This window comes from Intrasporangium sp. (assembly GCF_036566125.1).
Classification (GTDB): Bacteria; Actinomycetota; Actinomycetes; order Actinomycetales; family Dermatophilaceae; genus Intrasporangium.
In genome coordinates, this window is record NZ_DATCWX010000113.1 from 1 (window position 1) to 12,312 (window position 12,312).

General features: G+C 67.8%; 13 protein-coding genes and 1 tRNA gene. 4 read left to right on the plus strand and 10 right to left on the minus strand.

Annotated elements, in window-relative coordinates; translation table 11 throughout:
• The 4 genes from VIR15_RS06705 to VIR15_RS06720 form a co-directional block, all read right to left on the minus strand.
• A partial coding sequence (locus VIR15_RS06705) for a dihydrofolate reductase family protein (protein WP_414654933.1) occupies nt 1–261 on the minus strand: 261 nt, incomplete at its 3' end.
• Between the two features lie 155 nt (nt 262–416).
• A complete protein-coding gene (locus VIR15_RS06710) occupies nt 417–662 on the minus strand; it encodes a hypothetical protein (protein ID WP_331926697.1) in 246 nt (81 codons plus the stop codon).
• Between the two features lie 10 nt (nt 663–672).
• Nucleotides 673–909 carry a BrnT family toxin gene (locus VIR15_RS06715; RefSeq protein WP_331926698.1) on the minus strand — a complete coding sequence of 79 codons (237 nt, stop codon included), beginning with the start codon at nt 907–909 and terminating at the stop codon, nt 673–675.
• A 317-nt stretch (nt 910–1,226) separates the two neighbouring features.
• A tRNA-Lys gene (locus VIR15_RS06720) sits at nt 1,227–1,302 on the minus strand.
• 105 nt (nt 1,303–1,407) lie between these two features.
• Between VIR15_RS06720 and VIR15_RS06725 the strand changes: the two genes are divergently transcribed.
• The 4 genes from VIR15_RS06725 to VIR15_RS06740 all read left to right on the plus strand — a co-directional run bounded on the left by VIR15_RS06725 (nt 1,408) and on the right by VIR15_RS06740 (nt 4,516).
• Entirely contained in the window at nt 1,408–2,019 is a 612-nt protein-coding gene (locus VIR15_RS06725; RefSeq protein WP_331926699.1) for a hypothetical protein, read from the plus strand.
• Between the two features lie 554 nt (nt 2,020–2,573).
• Complete coding sequence (locus VIR15_RS06730) at nt 2,574–2,762, plus strand: hypothetical protein (RefSeq protein WP_331926700.1); 189 nt, start codon at nt 2,574–2,576, stop codon at nt 2,760–2,762.
• Nucleotides 2,763–2,892: 130 nt separating this feature from the next.
• Nucleotides 2,893–3,516: a DUF47 domain-containing protein gene (locus tag VIR15_RS06735; protein ID WP_331926701.1), complete on the plus strand. Its 624-nt coding sequence runs from the start codon at nt 2,893–2,895 to the stop codon at nt 3,514–3,516.
• A 7-nt stretch (nt 3,517–3,523) separates the two neighbouring features.
• Entirely contained in the window at nt 3,524–4,516 is a 993-nt protein-coding gene (locus tag VIR15_RS06740; RefSeq protein WP_331926708.1) for an inorganic phosphate transporter, read from the plus strand.
• A 148-nt stretch (nt 4,517–4,664) separates the two neighbouring features.
• On the opposite strand, the gene pstB is transcribed toward VIR15_RS06740, so the two are convergent.
• From pstB to VIR15_RS06770, 6 genes are all read right to left on the minus strand, one after another.
• Nucleotides 4,665–5,441, minus strand: a complete 777-nt coding sequence (gene pstB, locus VIR15_RS06745; protein ID WP_331926702.1) for a phosphate ABC transporter ATP-binding protein PstB — start codon at nt 5,439–5,441, stop codon at nt 4,665–4,667.
• Between the two features lie 19 nt (nt 5,442–5,460).
• The gene (gene pstA, locus VIR15_RS06750) at nt 5,461–6,423 is read right to left on the minus strand and encodes a phosphate ABC transporter permease PstA (protein WP_331926703.1); all 963 of its coding nucleotides are present in this window, start codon (nt 6,421–6,423) and stop codon (nt 5,461–5,463) included.
• A complete protein-coding gene (gene pstC / locus VIR15_RS06755; RefSeq protein ID WP_331926704.1) occupies nt 6,420–7,427 on the minus strand; it encodes a phosphate ABC transporter permease subunit PstC in 1,008 nt (335 codons plus the stop codon). The genes pstA and pstC overlap by 4 nt, the downstream gene beginning before the upstream one ends.
• A 105-nt stretch (nt 7,428–7,532) precedes the next feature.
• Nucleotides 7,533–8,660, minus strand: coding sequence for a phosphate ABC transporter substrate-binding protein PstS (gene pstS, locus VIR15_RS06760; protein WP_331926705.1), 1,128 nt, complete (start codon nt 8,658–8,660; stop codon nt 7,533–7,535).
• Nucleotides 8,661–8,874: 214 nt separating this feature from the next.
• Nucleotides 8,875–9,825: an NUDIX hydrolase gene (locus VIR15_RS06765; protein ID WP_331926706.1), complete on the minus strand. Its 951-nt coding sequence runs from the start codon at nt 9,823–9,825 to the stop codon at nt 8,875–8,877.
• Between the two features lie 93 nt (nt 9,826–9,918).
• The gene (locus tag VIR15_RS06770; protein ID WP_331926707.1) at nt 9,919–12,213 is read right to left on the minus strand and encodes an RNA degradosome polyphosphate kinase; all 2,295 of its coding nucleotides are present in this window, start codon (nt 12,211–12,213) and stop codon (nt 9,919–9,921) included.
• Between the last annotated feature and the right edge of the window lie 99 nt (nt 12,214–12,312).

The window sequence follows — 12,312 nt, forward strand, 5'->3', positions numbered from 1 at the left end:
GACCGACGCCAACGAGCGGGACACGACCCACTTCGGCAGGTTGCGCCATGCGGCTGCGTAGGCCTGCTCCTCCGGGTCCCAGCCAGGATCATCGTCGTCCCAGTAGCGCATGACCTCATACATCTGGCGGCCGTAGACACAAGCCGTCTGCGCCTCGGTCTGCTCGATGAAGTGGCGGAACAGCGCCGGGCCCGGCGCGAACGCCATGTGGTCGACGTAGCCATCCAAGGACTGGTTCATCCCGAACACGAGCCTGGCCATACCCGTTTCCCTTCTTTCGCCTGCCGTCGATCATCGCTCATCGAGCCCGCTCATGCTCCGAGTCGCGCGTCTCGGACCTGCGTTACATCGCCGCCAGTGACGCGGCGACCTCGGGGATTCGCGCGGTCAGCGATCTGGAGCTCGAACTGCGGGCGTCAGTGGTCGCCGAACCTCTGCTGTGCTGCTTGGCGCGTGATGTCCAGCGCGGCGCCGATGACCGTCCAGGAGTCGCCTGCTTGACGGGCTGCGCGGACGGCGTCGCGCAGTTCCTGCTCGGCGTCCGCGAGACTGCGCCGGGCCGCGAGGATGCGGCGGAAGGACGCGGCGTCCCGCGCCGGGTGAGTGGAGGGGTCGAGCTGGTCCAGGCCGGTGCGGTCGTGGTTGGTCTTCAGGTTTGCCATGTCGTTGACCTCATCTCAGGTAGTCGAAGAACTTGGGTCGGAGTCGGTCGGCGTGGATGATGCGGGTCGGCTGACCGGCAGGAACAGCGACCAGTTCCAGCATCCGGCCGTGCTGGTCCGGGCCGATCACGAGCAGACGATCCTCGCCGGCGTATTCGTACTCGACGAGCCGGATGGCGTTGGTCCATGCGTGCTCGATGTCAGCGGCGTCGATCCCGTGTTTCAGGGCCGAGCGCACACCCTTCACGCCGTCAACCTTACGTTGACGCCACGGTCTTCGTCAACCACTCCTTGACGCCCGCTCACGGTGTGCGAGTCAGGGCGTTCGTAGCGACGCTCGGCGCTGATGGTGGCCGCTGATGTCACGGAGTTGAATCCGCTGGTCGCGGGCGTCGAGATGACGGCGTGGCCGACGTTTGCGCTGGTCAGCGACGCACACCATCCATCCCGCGACGCCCTCGCCAGACTCGTGTGGCACATTTGTGGCACATCATCTCGGCGTCAATCTGGAGGCTCCGAGGCCTCCTTCGGGCCTGGAAAAAGCCCCTGACCTGCATAAACGTCTGGTGGGCCCCGTCGGGCTCGAACCGACGACCGGCGGATTAAAAGTCCGATGCTCTACCCACTGAGCTAGAGGCCCGCGCCCGGTCGGTCAAGCGCCGCCCGGGCCACGGTGGGAGTCTACGACGTCCCGCAGCGAGCCCCGAACCGCACACGTGGGACCGCGCGGGGTTAGCCTGCCGGGATGAGCGAGAGCGAGCGCCGCGGCCCGAGACGGCCCGCCTTCTTCAGCCCCTCGGCGCTCGAGGCGCACGGGGGAGCGTACGACCCGACGGAGCAGATCCACGTCGCCCACGAGACGGCGGCGGCGCTCGTTCATGCCGGGCGCGCGGCTTCGGATCCTGCCGTGACCGAGCGCCTCGTCGCGCTCGTCGACGACATCGGTCTGTCGACGGTGGCGGAACTGTGGTCGCAACGACCGGCGCGGAGCCTGCCCGGGACGCTGTGGCGCCTCTACGTCCTCCGGGAGTGGGTGCGCCGCTCCCCGCACGATGCGAGCCGTGAGTACGCCGCGGGGATCCGCTTCACGACGCCCGACCACGCCGTCGCCGGCGCCGCGGAGCCGCCGGGGCCGCACGAGATGGAGCGACTCATCGACGAGATCCTCCGCGGCGTCTTCAGCGGCGACCTTGCCGTGGCGCTGGAGCGTGCGTCGGCCTTCTGCCGCGTCGTGTCCGCGGGCCGGGCGGACGTCTCCTCCGGCAGTGAGGCGGCAGAGCACGCGGCCAACCTCCTTGGCATGGCTGATGACCTCGCCGCCTCCGCCCGCCTGTGGCGGGCCGAGGCCTTGGACTGAGCCAACGACCAAGGGTTCGTATGCCGCTGAGCTGACTCAGCGGCATACGTCCAGTTTGTCGTGGGCTTGGCCCGCACCGCGTTGGGCTTGGTGATGTGGCAAGCGGCGCCTATCCTTGACGGGCGTCGGGTCGCGGTAGCCCCGGGTCCCAAATTCAGCCGCTGCGAGCGGCCTCGTGCCGAGAGGCGCTCCCGGCCCGACGCAACACTCGTCCGGTTCATCCCCTCACCGTGGACGGCTCAGGAGGACGCGATTCCGTGGCTCCTCCGACCGCTTCCTCCGCCTGACAGAGGACCTCGTGCGCGCGCATGTCGGACTCGAGGGAGTGAATGGCGCGTCGGGCCGGGCTCTGGAAGCCGCAGCGGTCGCACCGCCCGAACATGAACGCCCCCCGCTCGACGGAGGTCCACGTCGGGGCACTGGCGTCCTCAGGTGTGCTCCTGGAGTCAGGGGCCATGGCCCCATGATGCCCCTTCGGGATGTCGCGGGGGCAATCGCGGCTCTTAGGGCCCCCTTCCCCTCCACGCCGGCCTGCGGGGATCTACCCTTGGCCCATGAGTGACGACCGTACGAACGATCTGGTCGATGGCGACCTCGCCGACGAGATCGAGCTCGTCAGTGATCTGGTCGTCGCTGCGTCCACGAGCACGCGTCACTTCACGCCGGACGAGGTCGATGCGCTGCTCGGCATCGACACCGGGGACTCCGGCGAGGCTCCCGACGGACGCGACGCCGAGAACTGAGGCCGTCGGAGGGATCCGCTGCCCACACATGACGGGATGGTGTCGTGGGGACGAACGCCAGTTTGCACGCCGGTGTCCTCGTGGCCGTAGCATCGTCCCGACCGACTGCCAAGCGACCGGAGTACCCAACGTGGGCTTTCGCCTGACTCCCCAGGACACGAGCTTCTACTCGCTGTTCGCCACCTCCGCGGGACTTCTCGTCGAAGCAACGAGGGAGCTGACCAAGCTCCTCGAGATGGACCCCGCGGGTCGGGCCGGCGTCGCCGAGCGGCTCGGTGCGCTCGAGAGCGAGGCTGACGAAGCCACACACGCTGTGATCAAGAAGGTCAACAGCTCGTTCATCACCCCCTTCGACCGCGAGGACATCCATGCCCTCGCGGTCCAGCTCGACGACTGCATGGACCACATCGAGGAGACGGCGGACCTCATCGCCCTCTACCGGATCGGCGACCTGCCCAAGGGCATGACGGAGCAGATCGAGATCCTGTCCCGGATGGCTGAGGTCACCGCCGAGGCGATGCCCAACCTTCGCTCGCTCAAAGACCTCTCGGGCTACTGGATCGAGATCAACCGCCTGGAGAACCAGGCCGACAAGCTGCACCGCAAGATGCTCGTCGAGCTGTTCAACGGCGCGAACGTCGACGCCGTGCACATCATCAAGATGAAGGGCATCATCGACGGTTTCGAGGACGCGGCCGACTCCTTCGAGAACGTCGCGCACACGGTCGAGGGCATCGCCGTCAAGGAGTCCTGACGCCGTGTTGGACGTCCTCCCCGTCGCAGTCGTCGTCGCATTGGCGATGGGCTTCAACTACACCAACGGCTTCCACGACGCAGCCAACGCCATCGCCACATCGGTCTCTACGCGTGCGCTGACGCCGCGTGTGGCGCTCGGCATGGCCGCCGTGGCGAACCTCGTCGGGGCCTTCTTCGGCACGAAGGTGGCCCAGACCATCGGGTCGGGCATCATCGAGCAGCCGTCCGGGATCGACGGCCTCTGGCTGGTCGCGGCGGCACTGGTCGGGGCCATCGGCTGGAACATGCTCACCTGGTGGTTCGGGCTCCCATCGTCCTCGTCGCACGCCCTCATCGGGGGGCTCGGCGGTGCGGCCCTCGCAGCCGGGGTGGCCGTCAAGTGGGACATCATCTTCACCAAGGTCGTCATCCCGATGATCGTCTCCCCGCTCGTCGGACTCACCCTCGGTTTCCTGGTCATGGCGGCCATCCTCTGGTTGTTCCGCAGGGCGCAGCCGGGCCGCGTGCAGCGCGGTTTCCGGCACGCCCAGACTGCCTCCGCCGCTGCCATGGCCTTCGGGCATGGTCTGCAGGACGCCGCCAAGACCGCCGGGGTGGTCGTCCTCGCCCTCAACATCTCGGGATACCACAGCGGCGACACCATCCCGATCTGGGTGCTCGTCCTGTCTGCCATCGTCATCTCGCTCGGTACGTACGCCGGTGGCTGGCGGATCATGCGGACCCTGGGTCGGCGGATCATCCACCTCGACCCGCCGCAGGGCTTCGCCGCGGAGACGACGGCTGCGTCGATCCTCTATGTCGCCGGCATGGCGTTCGGAGCGCCCATCTCGACGACGCACACCATCACGTCGGCCATCATGGGCGTCGGCGCCACGAAGCGGCTGTCCGCCGTGCGCTGGGGCGTCGCCGGCAACATCGTCGGCGCGTGGGTCCTCACCTTCCCCGGCGCTGGCCTCGTCGCGGCACTCACCTGGTACGTCACGGGGCTGGTCCGCTGATCCGCGCCGTTTGGGATGCATGGTTTGGCCGTATGCCGCTGAGCTTGCCCCCGCACCCGGGTGACCTCTGCGTCGAGTGGAGTCTTGATGAAGGTGGCGGGCACCCCCTGACAGCGCCCGCCCCGCCGACCTTCAGATCGATGGTGCGTCAGCCGAATCGGCCGGAGATGTAGTCCTCGGTCTGCTGTTGCGACGGGTTGTTGAAGATCTTCGTCGTGTCGTCGATCTCCACGAGACGGCCGGGCTCCCCGGTGGCCTTGAGGTTGAAGAAGGCGGTCCGGTCGGAGACGCGGGCAGCCTGCTGCATGTTGTGCGTCACGATGACGATCGTGTACTCGGTCTTCAGATCGTTGATGAGGTCCTCGATCGCGAGCGTCGAGATCGGGTCCAGGGCCGAACAGGGCTCGTCCATGAGCAGCACCTGCGGCTGCACCGCGATGGCCCGGGCGATGCAGAGGCGCTGCTGCTGGCCGCCGGACAGTCCGGCGCCCGGCTTGGCCAGGCGGTCCTTGACCTCGTTCCAGAGGTTGGCGCCCTTGAGGGACTCCTCAACGATGCCGTCCAGAGTGCTCTTGCTCCGGACGCCGTTGAGCCGCAGTCCCGCAGCGACGTTGTCGTAGACCGACATCGTCGGGAAGGGGTTGGGTCGCTGGAACACCATGCCGATCGTGCGACGCACCCGGACCGGGTCCATCGACGGAGCGTAGAGGTTCTGGTCGTCGAGGAGGACCTTCCCCTCGACCCGACCACCGGGGATGACTTCATGCATCCGGTTGAGGGTGCGCAGAAAGGTCGACTTGCCGCAGCCGGAAGGGCCGATGAAGGCGGTGACCGACCGGGGCTCGACGGTCAGCGTCACGCCCTCCACGGCTTTGAAGTCCCCGTAGTAGACGTCCAGGTCGCTGACGTCAATTCGCTTTGCCATCGAAGTGCTTCGCTTTCTCTTACTTCTTGACGGAGCCGTAGTGGGCGATGACTCGGCCGATGAGGTTGAGGAGGAGGACGAGGATGATCAGGGTCAGTGCGGCGCCCCACATCCGCTCGGCGGCGGTAGCGAGCGCGAAGTCGCTCCGGTCCTGGTTGATCATCGTGGGCAGGGTTGCCATGTTGCCCTCGAACAGGTTGCGCTGGAAGTTCTTGGTGTAGGGCCCGAGGATGAGCAGTGGTGCCGTCTCGCCCATGACTCGCGCGAGCCCGAGCAGGATCCCGGTGACGATGCCCGAGAAGGCGGTCCGAAGGACGATGCGAACGATGGTGACCCATTTCGGGACCCCGAGGGCGTAGGACGCCTCGCGCAGCTCGTTGGGGACGAGCTTGAGCATCTCCTCCGTCGATCTGACGACGGTGGGGATCATCAGCAGGACGAGCGAGAGCGAGACCGCGAATCCGTTGCGGTCGATGCCGAACGTCGTGACCCAGACCGCGTAGATGAACAGGGCGGCGACGATGGACGGGACGCCGGAGAGGATGTCGACCATGAAGCTGATCGCCCTCGCGAGCCGCCCCCGGCCGTACTCGACCAGGTAGACGGCCGTGAGCACGCCGATCGGGATCGAGATCAGCGCGGTCATGCCCGCCTGGAGCAGCGTCCCCTCGATCGCGTGACGCGCGCCGCCGCCGAAGTCGTCGGAGTTGATGTTGCGCTGGTTGGTCGTCCACCAGGCGCTGGTGGTGACCATGTGGAGGCCCCGGCTGATCACCGTCCACAGGATCCAGACGAGCGGGACCACCGCCACGAAGAAGGCGCCCCACATGATGACCCGGGCGAGGACGTCCTTGATCGAGCGGGCCCGGTGCGGGTTGTCCATCTGGTGCACGGCGTCGTCGGCCGCGGGACCGCCGGGGGTCTCCAGACCATTGGTGGCGCCGTTGTCCGGCATCTGGTCCTTCGTCGTCGTGAGGCTCATTCGGTGAAGGCCTTCCTGCGCTCGATGACGATGCGGGCGACGCTGTTGACGACGAACGTCAGGACGAAGAGGACGAGCCCGGCCGCGATGTAGGCGCCGGTCTTGTTCGGGTTGCTGAACTCGGCCGCATTGTTGGCGATCTTCGACGCGAAGGTCTCGCCGCCGTTGAACAGCGACCAGGTCCACGGGTTTCCGGGAGCCAGGGCGGAGACGAGGAAGGTGACCGCGATCGTCTCGCCGAGGGCTCGACCCAGGGCCAGCATCGAGGCGGAGATGACGCCGGGCCGACCGAAGGGCAGCACCGCGGTCCGGATCATCTCCCAGTGCGTCGCACCGAGGGCCAGCGCGCCCTCCTTGTGGGCGGTGGGGGTCTGGTCGAAGACCTCGCGGGACAGCGCAGTGATGATCGGCAGGACCATGATCGCGAGGACGATGCCGATGAAGAAGATCGTGCCGCCGGAGATGCCGGTCGGGGCGAAGAGGGGGAACCAGCCGAGCCTGTCCTGGAGGAACTCCTCGAGCGGCTTGACGAAGCTCCGGAAGGTCAACAGGCCCCAGAGTCCGTAGACGATCGATGGGACGGCGGCGAGCAGGTCGATCAGGGCTGCGGCGGGGTTGCGCATCCACAGCGGCGCGTACTGCGTGAGGAAGAGCGCCACACCGACGCCCACGGGCACCGCCAGCAGCATCGCGATGAGCGACGCCATGACGGTCGTCCAGAGGAACTCCAGGATGCCGAAGGCGGGCTGCTCCCCACCCGGCTCCCAGACCCGGCTGGTGAAGAAGTTCGCCGAGTTGTTCGTCAGGGCCGGAATGGCCTGCACGACAAGGAAGATCCCGATGAGCGAGACCGTTGCGATGACGACGACACCCGAGAGGGTCGCCGCACCGCCGAAGAGTCGGTCACCACGTCGTCCCGTGGATGCCCTGTCACCGGTCAGGGGCTTCTTGCCATCCGGGCCGGGCAGTTCGTCTGTGGCAGAGACGCCGGTCACTGTGGGCACGTCAGGCCTTTCCGCTCGGGGTTGGACTGAGAAGTGGTTACGGGCGTGCACATGGCGGATGGGGCGGGGCCGGTAGAGCCCGGCACCCGCCCCACTGCGTCACGATCAGGAGATGGCGTCAATCGCTGTCTCGACCTTGCTGGCAACCTCCGCAGGGAGCGGCGCGTAGCCCTGTGCGGTGAGGCCACCCTGGACCTCTTCCGAGGCGAAGGTCTTCAGGAAGGACTTGACCTTCTTGCCCGTCTCGGCGTCCGGGTACGCGGAGCAGACGATCTCGTACGTCACGAGGACGATCGGGTAGGCACCCGCCTCCTTGGTGGCGTAGTCGATCTTGAGAGCCAGGTCGTTGCCGGTGCCGGTCTGCTCGGCGGTGGCGACCGTCTTGCCGGCCGAGTCGGCGGTCAGCTCGACAGGTCCGGAGCCGGTGTCGATGGAGGCCATCGACAGCTGGTTCTGCTGGGCGTAGCTCCACTCGACGTACGTGATGGCGCCGTCCTGGCCCTTGGTGGCCGTGGCGACACCCGCCGACTTCTCCTTGCCCTCGCCCTTGCCCGGCCACTTCTTGCTCGTCTCGTAGCTCCACGCCGACGGTGCGGCGGCCTTGAGGTACTTGGTGAAGTTCTCGGTCGTGCCCGACTCGTCGGAGCGGAAGTAGACCTTGATCGGGGTGGCCGGCAGGGTGGCGTCCTTGTTGAGCGCGGCGATGGCCGGGTCGTTCCACGTCGTGATCTTGCCGTCGAAGATCTTGGACGCGACGTCCGCGTTGAGGACGAGCTTGTCGACGCCCTTGACGTTGTAGGCGATGGCGATCGGGCCGGTCACCATGGGCAGGTTCCAGGCGTCGGAGCCGCAGGAGTTCTTGGCCTCCTGCGCCTCGATGATGCCGTCCTTCTCCTCGGTCTTGAGGGCCGAGTCGGAGCCGGCGAAATCGACCTGCTTGGCAATGAACTGCTTGATGCCCGCGCCCGAGCCGGTCGGCTGGTAGTCGATCGTGGCGTCGGTGCACGCGGTCTGGTAGGCGGAGATGGCCTCGTCGATGGCGTTCTTCTGCGCGGACGACCCCTCAGCCTTCAGGTCCCCGGTGAAGCAGTCGGCCACGGCGGCGGCGTTGGTGGGGTCGCCGGCAGCGGTGTTGCCGTCGGACGGTGCGGGGTTCTCGGTCGCACAGGCCGAGAGCGCGAGAACGCCGGTGAGGGCGAGGGCGCCGAAGGCGCTGACACGCGAAACAGACACGGAATGATCCCTCTCGATGGGGTGGCTCTTCAGTACGTCGGTCGACCGGTCCGGCGTCACGCCCGGGCTGTCGAACCAGTGCCGAACTTAGGAGCCTTGAATGACAGATTGCCCCCTCCCGGTGAACCGCAGGTGAACGGCTGTCGACGATTCCGTGCGCCCATCTGGCCCGCGCTGCGCCGTTCCCGACGCAGGGGCAAGATGGTGGATTTGATCAGGTGTCGATGCGTTCGACCGCGACCACCCGGGCGGCGTCGCCGGAGCTCGTCAGATAGGCGACGAGAACCTCTCCCTTGCGCATCGATGACCCGCCGGCGGAGCTGAGCTCCTCCTCGGCGGAGACGCTGCAGGTCGAGTCCGGATGAAGTCGGCTCCGCAGCACCTCGAGCAGGGTGGGCAGGACCGGACCATGCGTGCAGACCACGACGGGCCGCGCCCGATCCAGCAGCTTGTGCAGGTGCGTCACCGCCGGTCCCGGATCCGCAGCGAAGCCCTCCTCGGACAGTGAGTCCTTGGCCCTGATCCTGGTGCCCAGCCGAGCGGCATACGGCTCGACCGTCTGAACACAGCGCACGGATGACGACGAGACGACCCGCTCGACGCCGTAGGCCCCCAGGATGCGTGCCACGTCGTCAGCCTGCTCGCGTCCGACCGCGTCCAGCGGGCGCAGGCGGTCGTCGCCTTTCCACCTGCTCCGGGGTCGTGACTTCGAGTGCCGGACGAGGACGAGCGGCCACGTCTCGAGGCCGTCCTCGCGATCCGCTCGCACGACGGCGAGGAGCTGCTCACGGTCGCGGCCGTAGTCGAGCAGCTCGTGAGCCGTGCGCGCATCGACCCAGCGGACCTCGTCGATCTCGTGCTCGAGGACTCCGGACCCGCCCACCACCTGTGCGGCCCAGTAGTGGACCTCCTTCGTCGCAGGCGCCCCCTCGCTGTCCAGCACGGTGTACGTCGCTCTCGGCAGGGGGATGCCGAGGCGGACCTGCAGGCCGGTCTCCTCGAGCGTCTCCCGGACTGCGGCCACGCAGAGCGGCTCGCCCGGGTCGAGCTTGCCCTTCGACCAGGACCAGTCGTCGTACTTGGGCCGGTGGACGAGCGCGACCTCAAGTCGTCCGTCGCGGCGACGCCACGGCAGCGTGCCCGCGGCCGGGATGACGGACGCCATTTCAGGCCGACCGTGACTCGACATGCCGCAGTGGACACACCGCGAGATCCCCCGTCGCCGGCATTCCGCGCAGCGCGCCGGTCAGCGGGCGGCTCACCGCCGCCGCGCCTTCCGCCGCCGCTTGTCGTGTCGCTCGATGAGGGCGGCCTGCGGGTCGGTGAGCGGCGCGCCGGCGTCGTCCTGATGGTGCCGCACCCAGCGACCGTCCGCGCACAGGTCCCAGCGCGACGTCCGGTCGTCGAAGGCGAGGTCGAACAGCTCGGCGAGCTCGCTGAGGTGCCCCTGGTCGGTGATCCGCACGAGCGCCTCCACCCTGCGGTCGAGGTTGCGGTGCATGAGGTCGGCGCTGCCGATGTACACCTGTGGGTCCCCACCATGGTCGAACCAGAAGACACGGGAGTGCTCGAGGAACCGCCCGAGAACGGACCGGACGCGGATGTTCTCGGACAACCCCTCCACCCCGGGGCGCAGGGCGCAGATGCCGCGCACCCAGACGTCGACGCGCACACCGGCCATGCTCGCGCGATAGAGCGCGTCGATGATCTCCTCGTCGACGATCGAGTTGGCCTTGAAGGCGATCCGGCCGGGAGGGTCCCCCTTGCCCCGCTTGCGGTGGAGGGCGACCTCCTCCTCGATGAGCTCGATGAGGCCCGTGCGTACCGACCGTGGGGCGACGAGGAGCCGCTTGAACCGGCTCCTGGGAGCGAAGCCGGACAACTGGTTGAAGAGGCGCGACAGGTCGTCGCCGACCTGCGGGTCACAGGTGAAGAGCCCGAAGTCCTCGTAGGTGCGCGCGGTCTTGGGGTTGTAGTTGCCGGTGCCGATGTGGCAGTAGCGGACCAGCCCCTCGGGCTCCTCACGGACGACGAGGCACAGCTTGGCGTGCGTCTTCAGGCCGACGACGCCGTAGACGACGTGGACACCCGCCTCCTCGAGCTTACGGGCCCACGAGATGTTGTTGACCTCGTCGAACCGGGCCTTGATCTCGACGATGGCGAGCACCTGCTTGCCTGCCTCGGCCGCATCGATGAGGGCATCGATGATGGGGGAGTCCCCCGACGTCCGATAGAGGGTCTGCTTGATCGCGAGCACGTGGGGATCATCCGCGGCCTGCTCGATGAAGGCCTGCACCGACGTCGAGAACGAGTGGTACGGGTGCTGGACGAGGACGTCCTTGGTGCGCACCGCCGCCAGCAGGTCGCTCGCCTGGGCGCTCTCCGTCGGGGCGAAGTCGGGATGGGTCCGGGGGAAGAACTTCGGGTACTCGAGGTCCGAGCGGTCGACGTCCGTGAGGATCCACAGGCCGGTGAGGTCGAGCGGCGTCGGCAGGCGATAGATCTCGCGGTCGCTGATCTGCAGCTCTCGGCTCAGCATGTCGAGGACCTTGGGATCCATGTCCTCCTCGACCTCGAGCCGGATCGGCGGACCGAAGCGGCGCCGGGTCAGCTCCTTCTCGAGCGCGGTGAGCAGGTTCTCTGCGTCGTCCTCCTCGACCTCGACGTCCTCATTGCGCGTCACGCGGAAGGAGAAGTGCTCGAGGACGTCCATACCGGGGAAGAGCTGGTCGAGGTGCGAGGCGATGACCTCCTCGAGCGGCACGAACCGCTTGACGACAGCGCCCGCCTCGGTCTCAGGGTCGTTGATGCGGATGAAGCGCGGGAGGTTCGGCGGCACCTTGAGGCGCGCGAAGTGTTCGTTGCCGGTCTTTGGGCTCTGCAGCAGGACCGCGAGGTTGAGGGACAGTCCGGAGATGTAGGGGAAGGGGTGGGCCGGGTCGACCGCGAGGGGCGTGAGGACGGGGAAGACGCGATCGGCGAAGAAGTAGTGGAGCGGCTCCCGCTCCTGCTCGTCGAGGTCGTCCCAGCGGACGATGGTGATGCCCTCGGCCTCGAGTGCGGGGCGCACCTCGTGCTGGAAGACCACGGCGTGCTGGGCCATCAGCTCGTGGGCGACCCGCGCGATCCGCTCGAGCAGGTCGCGTGGCTCGAGCCCGGCCGCAGTTCGGATCGCCAGCCCCGTCGCGATGCGTCGCTTCAGCCCGGCGACCCGCACCATGAAGTACTCGTCGAGGTTGCTCGAGAAGATCGCGAGGAAGCGCGCCCGTTCGAGCAACGGGACGGTGGCGTCGATGGCGAGCTGGAGCACGCGCTCGTTGAACTGCAGCCACGACAGCTCTCGCTCGAGATAGCGGTCGGCGGGCAGGTCCTCCTCGCCGCGCTGCTCCGGCCGGGTGCCCGGCGCGCCGATGAACCTGCCGTCCCGACCTCGCATGGGGGCCCGTCGATGCGGCACCGTGCTCGTGAACGAGCTCACCTCCGGCGTGGTCTCGAGCTCGCGTTGCGGGTCCCGGCCCTCGAGGTCGGTTCGTTCGAGACTGCCGGTGCTCATGTCCCCATCGTGACATCGTTTTGCGACGGAGGGGGAGTGACTACGTCCGCGGCCGTATGCCGCTGAGCTGGCTTGTGCTGCAAGCCGCGCTACTGCTCC

Excerpts from the sequence above, each read along its gene's own strand:
- VIR15_RS06770 (WP_331926707.1), bottom strand. The coding sequence starts at position 12,213 with ATGAGCACCGGCAGTCTCGAACGAACCGACCTCGAGGGCCGGGACCCG.
- VIR15_RS06725 (WP_331926699.1), top strand. The coding sequence starts at position 1,408 with ATGAGCGAGAGCGAGCGCCGCGGCCCGAGACGGCCCGCCTTCTTCAGC.
- pstA (WP_331926703.1), bottom strand. The coding sequence starts at position 6,423 with ATGAGCCTCACGACGACGAAGGACCAGATGCCGGACAACGGCGCCACC.
- VIR15_RS06710 (WP_331926697.1), bottom strand. The coding sequence starts at position 662 with ATGGCAAACCTGAAGACCAACCACGACCGCACCGGCCTGGACCAGCTC.
- VIR15_RS06730 (WP_331926700.1), top strand. The coding sequence starts at position 2,574 with ATGAGTGACGACCGTACGAACGATCTGGTCGATGGCGACCTCGCCGAC.
- pstB (WP_331926702.1), bottom strand. The coding sequence starts at position 5,441 with ATGGCAAAGCGAATTGACGTCAGCGACCTGGACGTCTACTACGGGGAC.
- VIR15_RS06765 (WP_331926706.1), bottom strand. The coding sequence starts at position 9,825 with ATGGCGTCCGTCATCCCGGCCGCGGGCACGCTGCCGTGGCGTCGCCGC.